Genomic DNA, 16,097 nt, shown 5'->3' on the forward strand with positions numbered 1-16,097 from the left:
ATGTCACGTATCGACGAAACGATTGAGTTCATTCCCATCCGCATCGCGGTTCTGACCGTCTCGGATACGCGCTCGGTTGATGAGGATCGCTCGGGCCAGACATTGGTGGACCGCATCGAAAAGGCGGGGCATGTGGTTGCAGATCGCAAGATCATCCGGGACGAGCGCGCCCAGATCGCCGATCAACTGCGCGCCTGGGTTGCCGATACCGGAATCGACGTGGTGATCTCGACGGGTGGCACCGGGCTGACCGGGCGGGACGTTACGGTCGAGGCGCATCGCGACGTCTATGAGAAAGAGATCGACGCCTTCGGGACTGTTTTCACCATTATTTCAATGGAAAAAATAGGAACCTCGGCGGTGCAGTCGCGCGCCACGGGTGGTGTGGCGGGCGGAACCTACCTGTTTGCACTTCCGGGCAGCCCCGGGGCCTGCAAGGACGCTTGGGACGGTATCCTCGAGAAACAGCTCGACTATCGCCACCGGCCCTGCAATTTCGTGGAAATAATGCCCAGATTGGACGAACATCTGCGACGGAAGTAGACTGGTCGCACGTTCAACACCTTATAACCGCTTTGTGGCTTGGCATATTTCGTGCCTCCGCTACATTTTCCGCAGGGCAGCCCATTTGCAACCGGGATGAATAACTGATGCGTTTCTTAAGGCAGAGTCTGGTCGGTGTGTTTCTGGCGTCGTTGACGCTGGCATTGCTCTTTGTCGCCGTTCAGATCGTCACAGGCGCCGTGCAAGAGGTCCTGATCCGCGAGAATGAGCAACCCAAAGCGCGCGAGCGGGTCTTTGCGGTGACCGTCCGTCCGGCTGTATTCGAAACCGTCACGCCCAATCTCGAAGCCTTCGGCGAGGTGCAAAGCCGCCGCCGTCTGGAGTTACGCGCTGCGCTGGGTGGACGCGTGATCGCATTGGCGGATGATTTCGAAGATGGCGGCACCGTTACCACGGGTGAGGTCTTGGTTGAACTTGATCCGGCGGATGCGCAATCGGCGCTGGATCGTGCGAAATCGGACGTATTGGATGCTCAGTTTGAAGAACGTGATGCTGAACGGTCATTGCTGCTGGCGCAGGATGAATTGAAATCAGCTGAGGCGCAGGCTGAGCTGCGTGAAAGGGCCCTGCAGCGTCAGCGCGATCTTGAATCCCGCGGTGTGGGGGCACCCGCCAGTGTGGAAGAGGCCGAATTGATCGCCGCCGCCGCACAACAATCGGTTCTGGCGCGCCGCATTGCCCTTGCGCAGGCGGAATCGCGGGTGGATCAGGCTACGACTCTGCTGGCCCGCGCGCGGATCGCGCAGGAAGCGGCAGAGCGTGACCTGGAGGACATGACCATCCGCGCCCGGTTCGGAGGCACGCTGACAGATGTCACGCTGGTCGAAGGGCGTTTGGTTTCAGCAAATGAGAAGCTGGCTGAACTGGTGGACCCTAACGCATTGGAGGTGGCCTTCCGCGTTTCAACCGCGCAATTCGTGCGTTTGCTTGACAAAGACGGAGCGCTGATCAACGCCCCCTTCACCATCTCGCTTGAGGTCACGGGGGCCGACCTGACCGCGAGGGGCCGGATCAGCCGTGACAGCGGCTCGGCGGGTGAGGGGCAAACCGGGCGTCTGATCTATGCCCGGCTCGACGATGCCTCGGGGTTCAAGCCCGGCGACTTCGTGACCGTGACGGTGCAGGAACAGCCCTTGGAACAGGTCGCACGCCTTCCTTCTTCGGTTCTGGACGCAGCTGGCACCGTTTTGGTTTTGGGTGCGGATGATCGTCTGGAAGTCCTGCCTGTGCAACTGATCCGCCGTCAGGGCGATGAGGTTCTGCTGCGTGGCGAAGGGCTGGAAGGGCGCGAGGTCGTGATAGGCCGCACGCCTCTGCTGGGGTCTGGGGTCCGCGTGCGCCCCCTGCGTCCCGAGGCCAGTGCCGATCCTGATCTGGTTGAATTGACCGATGCGAAACGGGCCGAACTGATCACTCATGTCGAGGCTAGAGAGGATATGCCTGAGGCCGAGAAAACACGCATGCTCGGCCAGTTGGAAGAGGCGAAGGTTCCGGTCTCGCTGGTGCGTCGCATTGAAAACCTGGCCGGGGGCTAAGCGCCATGATGCGCGACATCCCTAGCGCTGCCGGTGGTATCCTGAGCTATTTCACCCGGCACAGAACCGTGGCCAACCTGCTGTTGCTGGTGATGCTGGTGTTGGGCGCGGCGGCCATCCCGAATATGCGGGCGCAGTTCTTTCCGGATGTGGTTCTGGAACGGGTCGATGTGAATGTCGAATGGGAAGGGGCCGGCCCCGAAGATGTCGACAATGGCATCGTCCAACTGCTCGAACCCGAATTGCTGGCGGTCGAAGGTGTGGCAAGCACCACGGCGACCTCTCGCGAAGGCTCTGCCAGTATCCGGCTGGAGTTCGAGCCGAACTGGGACATGTCCCGCGCCGTTGAGGAGGTGCGCACCGCCGTCGACAGCGTCACCAATCTGCCCGAAGATGCCGAAGAACCTACGATCCGGCGTGGGGCCTGGCGTGATCGGGTGACAGATGTGGTCGTCACCGGCCCGGTTGATCCGGACCAACTGGCCAAGTTTACCGATGAGCTGATCAACCGCCTATTTGCCGCTGGCGTGACCCGTACCACGATCCGCGGTCTCGCCGCCCCGCGTGTGGTGGTTGAGGTGCCGACCGCGCAGTTGATTGCCAATGACGTGGCTTTGGCCGACATCGCCTCGGCCATCTCGGCTGAGGTCAATGCCAGCCCTGCGGGGGACGTGACGGGCGCCAACGCGCGCATCCGGACCGGCGCAGAAAAGCGCACGCCGGAAGAGATCGAGACCATCGCTCTGCGGACCTTTGCGGACGGCTCGAAACTGTTTGTTGGTGATTTGGCGCTGATCCGGGTGGAAGGGGTCAATCGCAACCGTAGCTATTTTGTCGGCGACAATCCCGCAATGTCGGTTCGGGTGGACCGGTCCAATCTGGGGGATGCCATCGCGATCCAGCACACAGTTGAGAACGTGGTGACTGAGATGCAGGCCAGCCTGCCCGAAGGTGTCTCGGTCGAGATGATCCGTACCCGCGCGCAGGCCATTACCGACCGTTTGGATATTCTGATTGACAATGGGCTGGTTGGCCTTGGCCTTGTCGTGTGTCTGCTGTTTCTGTTCCTGAACGCGCGCATTGCGTTCTGGGTTGCTGCGGGTATTCCGGTTGCGATGTCGGCGGCGATTGCGCTAATGTATATCGGTGGCCTGTCGCTGAACATGGTGTCTCTGTTCGGTTTGATCATCACGCTTGGGATCGTGGTGGATGACGCCATCGTTGTCGGCGAACACGCCGATTTCCGCGCCCGCCGTCTGGGAGAGCCGCCCATCGTGGCCGCCGAACGCGCCGCCCGCCGGATGGCCATGCCGGTTTTTGCCGCCACGATCACCACCGTGATCGCCTTTTTCGGCCTGACCCTCGTGGGTGGCCGGTTCGGAGAATTGATCCGTGATATTCCCTTTACGGTGATCGCGGTGCTGGCGGCCTCACTTATCGAATGCTTCCTGATCCTGCCCAACCATATGTCCCACGCCATTGCGCATTCCGCCAAGGAGCATTGGTACGACCTGCCCAACCGAGTGGTGAACCGGGGCTTCCGCTGGGTGCGGGACACGCTGTTTCGGCCGTTTATCGGCTGGGTTATCTGGGCGCGCTATGTCGTGGTTGCATTGATGCTGGTGATCCTGGCGACCCAGGCTGCCCTGTTCATTCGCGGCGATGTGAACTGGCGGTTTTTCAACGCGCCCGAGCGCGGCTCGGTCACCGGCAATTTCATCATGGCTGAAGGTGCAACGCGTTCTGACACTATCGCCATGATGCGCGAATTGCAGCGCGCCACCGAAGAGCTGGGCCAGATTTACGAAGAAAGGCATGGTCGCAATCCTCTGGAATACGTTTTGGCCGAGGTTGGCGGCAGCGCAGGGTTCGGTCTGTCCGCTGCTGAGGGCAAGGATGACGACCTTCTGGGTGGTATTTCGATCGAGCTTATCGACGCCGACCTGCGCCCCTATTCCAGCTTCGAATTTGTTGGTGAGCTTCAGGATTTCGTCCCCCGCCATCCCAAGGTTGAGCTGCTGAGCTTCCGGGGTTGGCGCTCGGGTCCCGGAGGGGACGCGATTGATGTGCAGTTCTATGGCGCGGATGTGGACACGCTGAAAGCTGCCTCCGAGGACTTGCAGACCGAACTGTCCAAATACCCCGAAGTCTCGGCGCTTGAGGACAATCTGGCCTATGACAAAGAGGAGTACATCCTCGACCTGACGGCACAGGGTCAGGCGCTGGGCTTCCGCATCGAAACGCTGGGCCGCGTGCTGCGCAACCGGTTGAACGGGATTGAGGCCGCGACCTTCCCCGACGGCCCCCGCAGCGCTGAAATCCGCGTCGAACTGCCCGAGGGCGAGCTGACCGCAGATTTCCTGGAACGCACCCTCATGCGCACGCCAGACGGGGTCTATGTCCCGCTGGCCGACATCGTCTCGGTCGAGCGTAAATCAGGCTTTTCGACCGTCCGGCGCGAGAACGGGTTGCGGGTGATTTCGGTGAATGGCGATATCTCCGAGGATGATCCCGCCCGCGCCGCCGAAATCAGTCGTGCCATGAACGAAGAGATCCTGCCGCGCATTGCGGGCGAGTATCAGGTCGACTGGCGCATGGCAGGCCTGAGCGAACAAGAGGACGAGTTCCTGTCCGAGGCGCGCACCGGTCTGATCCTGTGCCTGACCGGCATCTATCTTGTTCTGGCCTGGGTTTTTGCCAGCTGGTCGCGGCCTCTGGTGGTGATGTCGATCATTCCGTTTGGCTTGGTGGGCGCGATCTGGGGGCACTACATTTGGGATGTGCCGCTGAGCATGTTCACCGTTGTCGGGCTTCTGGGCATGACGGGCATTATCGTCAACGACTCGATTGTGCTGGTGACCACCATTGATGGCTACCAGCAGGAGAGGGGGTTGGTGCCCTCAATCATCGAAGGCACAGCCGACCGGTTGCGGCCTGTGATGCTGACCACGCTGACGACGGTGCTGGGTTTGACGCCGTTGCTCTATGAAGGTTCGCAACAGGCGCAGTTTCTCAAGCCAACGGTGATCACGCTGGTCTACGGGCTGGGTTTCGGAATGGTTCTGGTGCTGGTTCTGGTGCCCGCGCTTTTGGCAATCCTGAACGATTTCGCGCGTCCGATGACTGCGATGCGTCGGGCGATCTATGCGCGGGACCGCGTGGTGCAGGCCGCACTTGGCGCGACCGCTTTGGCTCTGATGCTCTGGTTTGCTGTGACGCTGATCTGGCCGATGGTCTCAGGTGCGCCTGCGGCTCCGCTGGTCGGTCTGTACGGAGGCGCGGAGGCCCCCGAGATTCTTCGCATGGGGCTCGGGGCGTTTGTGGCCGGAGCGATCCCAATCGTGATCCTGAGCGTACTGCTGTCCGGCATGTTCTATGCCCGGTTCAAAAATCGGGTCGGAGCCTAGCCTGCCTTTAGCGCAAGCTGCAACAGGCTTGCCACACGGTTGCTCATCGGTAGGTCGCCTTTGAGTATCTGTTCGATAGGAAACCACTGCGCGTCCAGCGCGTCATCCCCTGCCAAAGGCGTGCCCGATTGATAGCGGCAAGCCACACCGACCAGCAGATAATGCGACAACACTTGCCCATCCGCATCCCGCCGCAACAGGTCTAGATTGTCCAGATAGTGCAGCGGTTCAGCCGTGACCGATGTTTCCTCAAGCAGCTCCCGTACTGCGGCCTGAAGGACGGTTTCACCCCATTCTACATGGCCGCCGGGAAACCCCCACAAGCCTCGATCCGGTTCCTTGCTGCGTTGTACCAACAGAACGTTTTCCTGATGCAGGACAACGGCCAGCGCACCGATCTTGGGGGATTGAGTCATAGGGTCAGCCTGCAGAGCATCCCTGAATGTCCACGGCATGATTGGCGCCCAGAACCGTGATCCGAATCTCGGACCGGTCCAGCGCAAAGGGAGCGCCCGAGGCGCTGATGACCTCGGACCTTGCAATCAGAGTGCCGCCCTGCCGCTGCGTTTCGGGTTGCGAGGCCCAAAGGACCGGGTTCCCTGGCTCGATCACCGCAACCTCTTGCCCTCCGGCCGAAGGCATGGTCACCCGCGCCTCGATCTGCATACCGTCCGAAGTCGGTGTCAGGTGGCAGCTGGCCTTTGCCACACGCGCTTCGCGGGCCGAGTAGGGGCGCTGCGCCAACGCGGCCGCAATTGCGGGGTTGCGCCCGGCATTGGTGTTAACCTTATGGTCGAAATCCAGACGCTGCGGGATGCACACGTCCTTGCAGACCCCCAGATCCATCTCACCACGCAGGCGCACAGGTTTGGCGGGGTTCTTGGGCGTAATCTCGACCGGCAGTACCAATTGATCCTCGTAGCCGATGGATTTCAGGCCGTTCTGGTCGAAAATCTCGGGCGCGGGCCAGGTGATACGCACGTCGCCCACGTTTCCGGACCCGCTCCAATCGAATTGCGGCGGGATCCCGGCGTCGCCCGGCGCGCGCCAATAGGTCTTCCAACCCTCTTTGAGGGTCAGACGCAGCGCGCCCAGATAGGTCCCATTGGCCGTGCGCCCTCCGTCCAGAACATCCAGCGCAACAACGCCGTCCAAACCCTGCGCCGAGGCGGGTGCGGACAGGCCCAGACAGGCGATCAGAAGGGCAACCGAGGATTTCATGCGAGTCATCATACCCCATTACATGCGCCGTGCGGACCTGAAATCCAAGTCACGTTCGGGTCACCTGAGTGAAATCTGCTGAAATCAGCTTTGCTCCCTTGCCAATACCAGTGCCGCAGGTTCATTGTTTAGGGGTAACGAGCAAGAGAAACCTCGCATGGACCTGACCGGAAAACTGTTGATTGCGATGCCGGGGATGGGCGATCCGCGCTTTGATCACTCGGTTGTGTATATCTGCAGCTACGGCGACGATGGCGCGATGGGTTTGATCATCAACAAACCCTCTGATCTGCGGTTCAAAACCCTGCTGGGGCAGCTCAACATCCCGTGTCGCATTCCTATCATAGGCGAGCGTCTGGTGCATTTTGGAGGCCCGGTCGAGATGTCGCGTGGCTTTGTACTGCACAGTTCCGACTATGATGCCAACTTGCACTCGATGCAGATTTCGGAAGACTTCAGCATGACGGCCACGCTCGATGTGTTAGAGGATATGGCCGCGGGGCGTGGCCCGCTGAACGCGATGCTGACGCTGGGCTATTCCGGCTGGGGGCCCGGCCAGCTGGAGGATGAGATTGCGATGAATGGCTGGCTGACAGCGGATGCATCCTCGGAGTTGGTGTTCGATGTGCCCGATGACGACAAATGGGAAAAGGCCCTGGCCACGCTGGGCGTTGACCCGCTGACCCTTTCGGCCAGCGCGGGTCGTGCCTAGTTAAGTGTCGCGCGGCGCGGCGGCGCGGCGTAGACGGTCATTGATCGCCGCCCCCAGCCCATGATCGGGGATCGGAGAGACGGCGATCGGACGCCCGGTTTCATTCAGGCTGTGCAGCGCGGCGAACAGATTGGCCGCTGCCTCGGTCAGATTGCTTGTTTCAGACAAGTTCACGTCACAGGCGATCGGGCCGAACCCCAACAAAACCTCATCCCCTTGCACGGTTTCGGCATTCAACCTGACCGGTGCATCCGGAGCGTAGTGCGATTGCAACTGCCCCGGAGCGGTCAGCATATCTCCCGCTTTGTGCAGGTGAAGACGGGTGTTCAAGACGGTCTCGATCTGTTCCAGCGCGACGCCTCCGGGGCGCAGCAGGCTGGGCTCTCCGGCCAGTCCGACGATGGTGGATTCCAACCCGACACCGCAGGGGCCGTCATCCAGAACGGCGGCGATCCGACCACCTAAACCCGCATGAACATGTGCTGCCGTCGTTGGGCTAATCTGACCCGAGGGATTGGCCGATGGCGCCGCAACCGGCCCGTCAACTGCCGCCAGCAAAGCGCGCGCCGTGGGATGCGCAGGCACGCGAACGGCCAAAGTATCCAACCCTGCAGTAACCAGCGATGACACACCGTGCCCCGGCTTCAGCGGCAGAACCAAGGTCAGCGGACCGGGCCAGAACGCATTCGCCAAACGCTCGGCCTGATCCGACCACTGCACAAACCGCTGCGCCGCCTCGATCGAGGCGACATGGGCGATCAGTGGATTGAAACTGGGACGACCCTTGGCCTCGTAAATCCGGGCCACGGCCTCACCGTCTCTAGCATCACCTCCCAGGCCATAGACCGTCTCGGTCGGGAAGGCGACCAGCAGGCCCTGACGCAAAAGATCTGCAGCACGGGCGATGCCGTTGGGGTCGGCTGTCAGCTCAAGAGTGGTGGGGATCATATCTGGTGACGCCGCGTTTTGGTTGCTTGCAACATGGGGAAGAGTAGGTAATCCCAATACGCAAAGATGCATACCGGCGCTGATCGCAGATTCCAAGTGCGGCCGTGCCGACAGACCGCAAGGGAAGCCATGCCATACCGCGCCCCAGTTTCTGACTATGAATTCCTGTTCCACCATGTGGTGGGTTTGGATCAGATCACGGCCACCGAGAGATTCGCTGACGCAACCCCGGATGTGGTCAGCGCGATCCTTACGGAAGCGGGCAAGATGTGCGAAGAGGTTCTTGCCCCGCTGCAACGCCCCGGTGATCTGGAACCGGCGCGCTTGGAAAACGGCGTTGTTCGCACCTCACCCGGATATTCTGAGGGTTGGAAAGCCATCGCCAAAGGCGGCTGGATCGGGATGAGCGGTAGCCCCGACTATGGCGGCATGGGTCTGCCGATGGCCGTCACTTCGGCGGTCAATGAGATGATGAGTGCGGCCTGCCTGTCGCTGCAGGTGGCCCCCTTGATGTCGCAGGGTCAGATCGAAGCGCTTGAGGCGCATGCCAGTGACGAGCTCAAGGCGCTGTACCTACCCAAGCTGATGTCTGGCGCCTATTCGGGCACGATGAACCTGACCGAGCCGCAGGCCGGGTCAGATGTAGGTGCTTTGACGACACGGGCAGAGCCCAATGGTGACGGCACTTATGCGGTCACCGGGCAGAAAATCTATATCTCCTGGGGCGACAACGATTTCTGCGAGAATATCTGCCATCTGGTTCTGGCCCGTCTGCCCGACGCGGTTCCGGGCACCAAGGGGATTTCGCTGTTTTTGGTTCCGAAATACCTGCCCGACGCGCAGGGCAACCCCGGCGCTGCCAACGACCTGAGCGTCGTGTCGCTGGAACACAAGTTGGGTCTCCATGGCTCTCCGACCTGTGTCATGCAGTATGACGGGGCCACGGGTTGGCTGGTTGGGAAAGAGCATGGCGGTATGGCGGCCATGTTCACCATGATGAACAACGCACGCCTGGGTGTTGGCGGTGAGGGCGTCGGTGTCGCCGAGGGCGCGTATCAGCACGCGCTGGCCTACGCGATGGAACGGAAACAGGGCAAGACGCCCTCGGGCACGATCATCGACCACGCGGATGTGCGCCGGATGCTGGCCGAAATGCGGGCGGATGTATTTGCGGCGCGGGCGATCATGCTGGCGAATGCCGCAGCGATTGATATGGCGCACGCGACCGGAGATGCCGACTGGGCCGCGCGGGCTGCTCTGCTGACCCCGATTGGCAAGGCTTTTGGCACACAGACCGGGATGCGCGTCGCCGAGACCGGTGTACAGGTTCATGGCGGCATGGGCTTCGTCGAAGAAACAGGGGCAACCCAGTACTACCGCGATGTCCGCGTGACCGCGATTTATGAGGGAACCAACGGCATCCAAGCAATGGATTTGGTCGCCCGCAAGATGATGGATGGCGGAGACGCTGCCGCCAGCTTGCTCGATGAGATCGAAGATCACGCCGAAGAGGCCCGCTCCAAGATGCCCGATCTCGCCGGTCCGGTGTGGGAGGCCACGGAATCCCTGCGCGAAGCGACCGAGTGGATGGTGGCGCAGGACAATATGAACGCGCGCTTTGCGGGTGCCGCGGCCTACCTGCGCGCCTTTGCGCGGGTTTTGGGAGGGCACTACCATCTGGCCGCAGCCCTTGCCGATCCGGATGGCCCGCGGGCGCGACTGGCGCGCTACTACATCAATGCCTTGCTGCCCGAATATCTCGGTCTGCTGGCGCAGGCGCAGAACGGGGCGGATGACCTCTTTGCCCTCAGCGCCGAAGATCTGGGCGCGTAATGGACGGAGTGGAGCCATCGGGCATCCGATATCCGTGGCCTGAGCCGCCCGCCCCCGGTGAAGCCATCGAGATTGCCGAGGGCGTGTTGTGGATGCGCTTGCCGCTCCCAATGGCGCTCGACCATGTGAATATTTATGCGCTGGATGACGGTGACAGTTGGACGGTGATTGATACCGGGATGTCCTCGAACAAAACCCGTCGCATCTGGGCTGAGTTGATGTCGGGCCCTCTGGCCGGAAAGCCCATTCGTCGCGCTGTTGTCACCCATCACCACCCCGACCACGTGGGCAATGCCGGCTGGTTTCAGGCCGAACATGGGGTCGAGCTGGTGACAAGCCGCACCGCTTGGCTGTTTTCGCGGATGCTGACGCTGGACGTGCAGGAAAACTGGCCGCAAGAGACGCTGGATTTCTATCAGAGCGCGGGTATGGACCCTGCCTTTCTGGAAAAGCGCAAGGCCGATCGTCCCTTCAACTTTGCCGATACGGTCTATCCAATGCCCCTCGGCTTCACACGGATCAAACAGGGCGACGTAATCCGTATCGGTGGGCGCGAGTGGGGCGTGCATATGGGCAACGGTCACGCGCCCGAACACATAACACTCTGGAGCCGGGATGATCATCTGGTGCTGAGTGGCGATCAGATCCTCGGCTCGATCAGCCCCAATCTGGGCGTCTATGCAACTGAACCCATGGCCGATCCGGTCTCGGACTGGATCGAGGCCTGCGAGCGGCTGCAAAAGCTGGCCCGCCCGGATCATCTGGTTCTGGGTGGCCACAAATTGCCCTTTACCGGTCTGCCGCTGCGCATGCGTCAGCTGATCGAGAACCACCACGGCGCGCTAGAGCGTCTGCTGGAATATCTGGACCAACCCAAAGCCGCAGCCGAGTGTTTTGCCCCGCTCTTCAAGCGTACCATTCGTGAAGGTGAATACGGTCTGGCGCTGGTCGAAGCGGTTGCACATATGAACCATCTTCATCACAGTGGAGCTGTTACCCGGACGCGACGCGCGGACGGGGCGTGGACGTTTCAGCGAAAAGGGTGATGAATGCAGGACAAGATTGAAACCTCGGCTGAGGCCGCCGAAGCGGATGCCCTGCCGCGGTGCTATGAGGTTCATGCAGATTCCGAGGCCGAGTCCGGCACCCAGCCCCTGCCGGGGCAGCTGAAAAAACCTGTTGAAACCAAGAGCGCCGCGCAATGGGCATATGAGCGTCTAATCCTTTATATCCAGAACTTCGAGAAAACACTCGATGGCGATCACGAGGTCGCAATGGGTTTCACCGGAGGTGACGCGGGTGTGATGCGGATTCAGGGGATGGGCTATTTCGACCCAGATATCATCACGTTCTTCGGCTCGGATGGAACAGGCGCGCGCACGCAGCTGGTGCAGCATGTCAGCCAGCTGAACGTGATGCTGCGCGCCTTGCCCAAATCGGTCGAGGACAAGCCCGCGAACCGCATCGGGTTCCGTTTAGCGGCCGATCTCGAAGACAGCTGACTTGCAATTCACGCCTGCACACCCTTGAATGCATGCATCATTCAAGGGTGTTCGCATGTCCATTTTTTCAACCGTTACAAATGCCTATTCCGGCGCCTGGGCAAGACGCAGGGTCTTTGTGCCCATTTATCTGGCGGTGCGGCTGCTGCTAATCGCGCTGGTCGCGCCCGGTGTCGCTCTGGCGGTCAATCTGGCGGTTTCACTGTCCGATCAAACTGCGCTGACGGATCAGGATATCGCGGCCTTCATCCTTTCGCCCGCCGGTTTCATCGCGGCCATCGTGGTGCTGAGCCTTTTTCTATTGGCCGAGGTGTTTGTCTTCGCGGTCATGGCAGCCTCTTTGAGGATGGGAGAGGCCGATCCGTGGCGCGCGGGCAGTGCGGCGATCGGTCTGGTCCTGTCGCGCCTGCCATCGCTATTCGGCTTTGCGGCCCGGTTCATTCTGCGGGTTTTGCTATTGGCGCTGCCGTTTCTGGCGGTTGCCGCGTTGATCGCATGGTGGACGCTGACCGAATACGACATCAACTACTACCTGACCTTCCACCCGCCCGCCTTTATGGTGGCTGTGGCCGTGATCGGCGCGGTGGCTCTGGCCATGGCTTGGGTGCTGATCCGCAAGCTGTCGGGCTGGGCTCTGTCACTTCATTTGGTGCTGTTTGAAAACGTCCACCCGGCGCATGTGTTCAATATCAGCACGTCCCGGATGGAGGGCAAACGCGGGCGCTTGAAACTGGCCTTGGTTGCATGGCTGGCGATGCGCCTTGCGATTGCAGCGGCGATTGCATGGGTGGCCGGGCTTTTGTTTGGACTGGTGCCGTTGCAAGGCAGCAGTAACCTAAAATTGGCGCTGACCTATAGCCTCGCGATTGCAGGGCTGTGGTCTCTGGCCGGGCTGGTGCTGGCCGCCTCTGCGCTGGGTGCATTGGCGGTTCTGCTGGACAAGTTCTTTGAACCTCAGACGGATGAGCCGCCCCATCCCGAGCCGCGCCGCATTCAGGCCTCGCTGTTCACAGCGGTCGGGCTGGCGGCAGCTGCTCTTCTGCTGGGTGGCTGGTTCGGCCACAACCTGCTGGAACGCGTTCAAGCCGAGGATCATGCCGATGTTATCGGCCATCGCGGGGCTGCGGCGCTCCGGCCAGAAAACACCATGGCTTCGGTTATTAAAGCGATCGAAGATGGCGCGGATTGGGTTGAGATCGACGTTCAGGAAACGGCTGATGGCGTTGTTATCGTGGCCCATGACAGTGACTTCATGAAACTGGCAGGGGTCCCGACCAAAATCTGGGACGCTACGATGGAGGATGTGGAATCCATCGACATCGGCAGCTGGTTTGGCCCGGAATATGCCGACCAACGCACCCCAACACTGCGTGAGGTACTGGAGGCGACAAAAGGCAAATCCAAAGTCATTATCGAGCTAAAATATTACGGCCATGATGTCGATCTGGAAAACCGGGTCGCCGCGCTGGTCGAAGAATTCGATATGCAGGACGACATCGCCACTATGTCGCTGAAATATCCGGCCGTGCAAAAGATGAAAGCGCTGCGCCCGGATTGGCGCGCGGGTGTGCTGGCTGCGACGGCGGTGGGCAATCTGGCGGGGCTGGAAGGCGATTTTGTTGCGGTGAACGCGGCAACCGTGTCTCCGGGACTGATCCGCTCGGTCCACGCGGCGGGGAAGGAGATCTATGTCTGGACGGTGAATGACCCGCTGCAGATGTCCGCAATGGCCTCGATGGGGGTGGACGGGCTGATTACGGACCGTCCCGCCATGGCGCGCGAGGTTCTACGCGTCCGCGCCGAAATGGGCCCTGCCGAACGCGTGCTGCTTTGGCTGGCCACAACCTTCGGCATGACCGTCGATACCGAGGCGATGCGCGATGACAGCCCATAAACTGGCGCTGGGCCTGGTCTTGCTGGCCAGCCCGGCCACGTCTCAAGACCTGATGCGCGCGGTCGAGATGCCCTCGCACCGTGCCCTGATCGCACAACGCGGCGATGCCGAGCTGATCCCGTTCGAAACTGACGGATGCTCGGGCGGCTTGTCGGCCAGCTGGCGCTGGGTGGCCGATACGTTCCCTCAGATCGGTGAGTTGTATCAGGAACACCCGCCTTGGGAGTATTGCTGCGTGACCCATGACCGCGCCTATCACAACGCCGGTGGCGCGCAGACGGCCGCTGAAAGCTATGATGCACGCCTTGCTGCCGATCAGGCTTTGCAGGTCTGTGTCGAAACCCATGGCGAGACCCACGCGCAGGCCTATGCGGAACGCTATGACATGACGCCCGAGCAGATACGCTCGGTCCATTCGCTGACCTCGGACGCCCTCTACGGCGCGGTCCGATTCGGTGGCGGCCCCTGTAGCGGACTGCCGTGGCGGTGGGGATTCGGCTATCCAGGGTGTTTTGTGTTGGGTGACAGGGTCCCTGCGCTGGAATGACGTGGTGACAGGCCCGAAATTTTCGATTATCCAGCGATTAAACACGCGAACTGGGAATCTGAGACTCATGGCTGAACACAAGCACGGCGAAATGGACATCACCGTTCAAACCAAAACCTTTGAGGGCTTCATCAAGGCCACCGTCTGGTGCTGCGTCGCCATCGCGATACTGGCCTTCCTGCTGGCGCTTTACGCGTCCTAAATCTTTCGGGGTCGACCGTGTTCAGAATTTTGATCGCCTGCCTGCTGGCGGCAACAGTGGCTGGTTGCGCGAATTCTAAACGCCCTCAGGCAGATCAGGCTGAGATCGTATCGCGGTCCTACCGAGATCCGGGGCCGTCAACCCTGACTCTTTACACGATGATCAACACGCGTTCCGGTTCGGGAGCGCATACCTCGTTGATGATTGGTGCCAGCGAGAGGGTTATTTTTGACCCAGCAGGCTCGTTCCGCGCGGATATCGTTCCGGTGCGGGATGATGTTCTCTATGGCATCACCCCGGCGGTCGAGCGCGCCTATCGCAGCTCTCACGCGCGCGAGACGCATTTTGCCCGTATCCAGACCATTCAGGTGACGCCGCAACAGGCCGAGATCGCGCTGCAATTGGCCAAGCAGACCGGCCCTGTCGCAGGGTCTTTTTGCGCCAATTCGACCGCGCGGCTGTTGCAGCAGGTGCCCGGATTCGAGCAGATCGAAGTGACCTTCTTTCCGATCAAGCTATCGGAACAGTTCGCCGAAATTCCCGGTGTCATCACTGAAGAATATCGCGAGAATGACGATGCCGATCTGCAAAAAGGTCTGGCGGCCAATAATGCCGCTCTGAACCAGCTGGACGCAGCTTCAAGCCAGTAGATATAGCAGACCGTAAAGTGTGGCCGCGCCTGAAAAGATCGCGGCCAGCACGTTTTTGGTGAATACTCCAACAGACAGCGTCACTGCCGCAGCTGCCATTCGGGCCGCATCGGGTTGGCCTTCGGTCGCGGCAGGCCACACGACCAGCGGCGCGATCAGCGCGGGCAGGATCGCCACGGCGGTGTAGCGCAGGTGGCGCAGCAGCCAGGGTGGCATCGGGCGGTCTCCGACAAAGCCGATGAACACAAAGCGCAGGGCAAAGCTGCCGATGGCCAGGCCGATAATGACGGTCCACATGGTGGTGGGGTCGATCTGCGTCATGCGTGCGCCTTTCTACGATCCAAGATCACCTCGGCCTGAGCACCAGCGATCATGCCTGCGGTTCCGGCGATCAGCAGGCCCAAATTGAACGGCACGCTCACGGCCAGCAACGACACGACCAGCGCCACAAGGGCTGCAATGACATGGGGCAGCGTCCGCATCATCGGCCCCAGCATGGCCAGAAAGGTAATCGGCAGGGCGAAATCCAAAGCCCAGCTTTCTGGGATCCGGGTGCCCAAAACTGCGCCCAGATAGGTCGCCAGAATCCAGCACGGCGTGATCGGCGTGACCGAGCCGATGAAATAAGCCATGCGCTGCGGCACGGTCATCTTTGGCTCTTTCTCAAACTGAACGATCGAACAGGCATAAGACTGGTCAACCGTCAGATAGGCGGCGCAGGCCCGCTGCCACATTGGGGCAGCCCCCAGAAACGGCGTCAGTGAGGCTGAATACATCGCCACTCTCAAATTCACCGCAAGGGCCGAGGCCAGTACAATGGCTGTCGGCGCGTTCTCCTGCAGCAATTGCAGGGCGGTGAATTGCGCTGCTCCGGCGAAAACCGTGGCCGAGAATGCGACGACCTGAACGATATCCAGCCCGGCCTCGGCGGCGAAAACCCCGAACAGGGTGCCAAATGGAATCGCGACAAAAATGAAGGGTGTCCCGTCGCGAAACCCTTTCCAGAAGTATGACTTGGATGTGGCGTCTGCCATGGCTAAATCCTATGGTATTCGCAGCAGCAGTAGCGGTCTTGGGAAGGG

The 16,097-nt window shown here is 60.9% G+C and carries 16 protein-coding genes; 11 read left to right on the forward strand and 5 right to left on the reverse strand.

The window, feature by feature from the left end:
- The 3 genes from moaB to ACXAH8_RS13475 all read left to right on the forward strand — a co-directional run bounded on the left by moaB (position 1) and on the right by ACXAH8_RS13475 (position 5,506).
- Complete coding sequence (gene moaB, locus ACXAH8_RS13465) at positions 1 to 543, forward strand: molybdenum cofactor biosynthesis protein B (RefSeq protein WP_170379098.1); 543 nt, start codon at positions 1 to 3, stop codon at positions 541 to 543.
- 107 nt (positions 544 to 650) lie between these two features.
- Positions 651 to 2,099 carry an efflux RND transporter periplasmic adaptor subunit gene (locus ACXAH8_RS13470; protein ID WP_475219185.1) on the forward strand — a complete coding sequence of 483 codons (1,449 nt, stop codon included), beginning with the start codon at positions 651 to 653 and terminating at the stop codon, positions 2,097 to 2,099.
- A gap of 5 nt (positions 2,100 to 2,104) precedes the next feature.
- Positions 2,105 to 5,506 (forward strand): efflux RND transporter permease subunit, encoded by a 3,402-nt coding sequence (locus tag ACXAH8_RS13475; protein WP_475219187.1) that lies wholly within the window; start codon positions 2,105 to 2,107, stop codon positions 5,504 to 5,506.
- Here ACXAH8_RS13475 and ACXAH8_RS13480 read toward each other — a convergent pair.
- Both ACXAH8_RS13480 and ACXAH8_RS13485 read right to left on the reverse strand, forming a co-directional pair.
- Positions 5,503 to 5,922, reverse strand: a complete 420-nt coding sequence (locus ACXAH8_RS13480; protein ID WP_475219189.1) for an NUDIX hydrolase — start codon at positions 5,920 to 5,922, stop codon at positions 5,503 to 5,505. The genes ACXAH8_RS13475 and ACXAH8_RS13480 overlap by 4 nt on opposite strands.
- 4 nt (positions 5,923 to 5,926) lie before the next feature.
- Complete coding sequence (locus ACXAH8_RS13485) at positions 5,927 to 6,736, reverse strand: protein-disulfide reductase DsbD domain-containing protein (protein WP_475219193.1); 810 nt, start codon at positions 6,734 to 6,736, stop codon at positions 5,927 to 5,929.
- A 148-nt stretch (positions 6,737 to 6,884) separates the two neighbouring features.
- Here ACXAH8_RS13485 and ACXAH8_RS13490 point away from each other — a divergent pair, with 148 nt between their 5' ends.
- Complete coding sequence (locus ACXAH8_RS13490) at positions 6,885 to 7,439, forward strand: YqgE/AlgH family protein (protein ID WP_170666785.1); 555 nt, start codon at positions 6,885 to 6,887, stop codon at positions 7,437 to 7,439.
- Here the strand turns inward: ACXAH8_RS13490 and ACXAH8_RS13495 are convergent, their stop codons facing one another.
- Positions 7,440 to 8,387, reverse strand: coding sequence for an L-threonylcarbamoyladenylate synthase (locus tag ACXAH8_RS13495; RefSeq protein ID WP_475219197.1), 948 nt, complete (start codon positions 8,385 to 8,387; stop codon positions 7,440 to 7,442). It abuts the gene before it with no gap.
- Between the two features lie 129 nt (positions 8,388 to 8,516).
- Between ACXAH8_RS13495 and ACXAH8_RS13500 the strand changes: the two genes are divergently transcribed.
- From ACXAH8_RS13500 to ACXAH8_RS13530, 7 genes are all read left to right on the forward strand, one after another.
- Positions 8,517 to 10,220: an acyl-CoA dehydrogenase gene (locus ACXAH8_RS13500; protein ID WP_475219201.1), complete on the forward strand. Its 1,704-nt coding sequence runs from the start codon at positions 8,517 to 8,519 to the stop codon at positions 10,218 to 10,220.
- On the forward strand, positions 10,220 to 11,266 hold the full coding sequence (locus ACXAH8_RS13505; RefSeq protein ID WP_475219203.1) for an MBL fold metallo-hydrolase: 1,047 nt from the start codon (positions 10,220 to 10,222) through the stop codon (positions 11,264 to 11,266). Before ACXAH8_RS13500 ends, ACXAH8_RS13505 begins: the two co-directional genes overlap by 1 nt.
- A 3-nt stretch (positions 11,267 to 11,269) precedes the next feature.
- Positions 11,270 to 11,722, forward strand: a complete 453-nt coding sequence (locus ACXAH8_RS13510; protein WP_170379083.1) for a DUF6173 family protein — start codon at positions 11,270 to 11,272, stop codon at positions 11,720 to 11,722.
- A 55-nt stretch (positions 11,723 to 11,777) separates the two neighbouring features.
- Positions 11,778 to 13,616: a glycerophosphodiester phosphodiesterase gene (locus ACXAH8_RS13515; RefSeq protein ID WP_475219206.1), complete on the forward strand. Its 1,839-nt coding sequence runs from the start codon at positions 11,778 to 11,780 to the stop codon at positions 13,614 to 13,616.
- A complete protein-coding gene (locus ACXAH8_RS13520; RefSeq protein ID WP_475219208.1) occupies positions 13,603 to 14,163 on the forward strand; it encodes a hypothetical protein in 561 nt (186 codons plus the stop codon). The genes ACXAH8_RS13515 and ACXAH8_RS13520 overlap by 14 nt, the downstream gene beginning before the upstream one ends.
- 67 nt (positions 14,164 to 14,230) lie before the next feature.
- Entirely contained in the window at positions 14,231 to 14,365 is a 135-nt protein-coding gene (locus tag ACXAH8_RS13525) for an aa3-type cytochrome c oxidase subunit IV (RefSeq protein WP_170379077.1), read from the forward strand.
- A 17-nt stretch (positions 14,366 to 14,382) separates the two neighbouring features.
- Entirely contained in the window at positions 14,383 to 15,015 is a 633-nt protein-coding gene (locus ACXAH8_RS13530; protein WP_170379075.1) for a hypothetical protein, read from the forward strand.
- On the opposite strand, the gene ACXAH8_RS13535 is transcribed toward ACXAH8_RS13530, so the two are convergent.
- Both ACXAH8_RS13535 and ACXAH8_RS13540 read right to left on the reverse strand, forming a co-directional pair.
- On the reverse strand, positions 15,004 to 15,336 hold the full coding sequence (locus ACXAH8_RS13535) for an AzlD domain-containing protein (protein WP_170469111.1): 333 nt from the start codon (positions 15,334 to 15,336) through the stop codon (positions 15,004 to 15,006). The genes ACXAH8_RS13530 and ACXAH8_RS13535 overlap by 12 nt on opposite strands.
- Positions 15,333 to 16,049 (reverse strand): AzlC family ABC transporter permease, encoded by a 717-nt coding sequence (locus ACXAH8_RS13540; RefSeq protein WP_170379071.1) that lies wholly within the window; start codon positions 16,047 to 16,049, stop codon positions 15,333 to 15,335. The genes ACXAH8_RS13535 and ACXAH8_RS13540 overlap by 4 nt, the downstream gene beginning before the upstream one ends.
- Positions 16,050 to 16,097: the final 48 nt, after the last annotated feature.

This window comes from Ruegeria sp. ABV3_008 (assembly GCF_056161185.1).

Excerpts from the sequence above, each read along its gene's own strand:
- moaB (WP_170379098.1), top strand. The coding sequence starts at position 1 with ATGTCACGTATCGACGAAACGATTGAGTTCATTCCCATCCGCATCGCG.
- ACXAH8_RS13470 (WP_475219185.1), top strand. The coding sequence starts at position 651 with ATGCGTTTCTTAAGGCAGAGTCTGGTCGGTGTGTTTCTGGCGTCGTTG.
- ACXAH8_RS13475 (WP_475219187.1), top strand. The coding sequence starts at position 2,105 with ATGATGCGCGACATCCCTAGCGCTGCCGGTGGTATCCTGAGCTATTTC.
- ACXAH8_RS13480 (WP_475219189.1), bottom strand. The coding sequence starts at position 5,922 with ATGACTCAATCCCCCAAGATCGGTGCGCTGGCCGTTGTCCTGCATCAG.
- ACXAH8_RS13485 (WP_475219193.1), bottom strand. The coding sequence starts at position 6,736 with ATGACTCGCATGAAATCCTCGGTTGCCCTTCTGATCGCCTGTCTGGGC.
- ACXAH8_RS13490 (WP_170666785.1), top strand. The coding sequence starts at position 6,885 with ATGGACCTGACCGGAAAACTGTTGATTGCGATGCCGGGGATGGGCGAT.
- ACXAH8_RS13495 (WP_475219197.1), bottom strand. The coding sequence starts at position 8,387 with ATGATCCCCACCACTCTTGAGCTGACAGCCGACCCCAACGGCATCGCC.
- ACXAH8_RS13500 (WP_475219201.1), top strand. The coding sequence starts at position 8,517 with ATGCCATACCGCGCCCCAGTTTCTGACTATGAATTCCTGTTCCACCAT.
- ACXAH8_RS13505 (WP_475219203.1), top strand. The coding sequence starts at position 10,220 with ATGGACGGAGTGGAGCCATCGGGCATCCGATATCCGTGGCCTGAGCCG.
- ACXAH8_RS13510 (WP_170379083.1), top strand. The coding sequence starts at position 11,270 with ATGCAGGACAAGATTGAAACCTCGGCTGAGGCCGCCGAAGCGGATGCC.
- ACXAH8_RS13515 (WP_475219206.1), top strand. The coding sequence starts at position 11,778 with ATGTCCATTTTTTCAACCGTTACAAATGCCTATTCCGGCGCCTGGGCA.
- ACXAH8_RS13520 (WP_475219208.1), top strand. The coding sequence starts at position 13,603 with ATGACAGCCCATAAACTGGCGCTGGGCCTGGTCTTGCTGGCCAGCCCG.
- ACXAH8_RS13525 (WP_170379077.1), top strand. The coding sequence starts at position 14,231 with ATGGCTGAACACAAGCACGGCGAAATGGACATCACCGTTCAAACCAAA.
- ACXAH8_RS13535 (WP_170469111.1), bottom strand. The coding sequence starts at position 15,336 with ATGACGCAGATCGACCCCACCACCATGTGGACCGTCATTATCGGCCTG.
- ACXAH8_RS13540 (WP_170379071.1), bottom strand. The coding sequence starts at position 16,049 with ATGGCAGACGCCACATCCAAGTCATACTTCTGGAAAGGGTTTCGCGAC.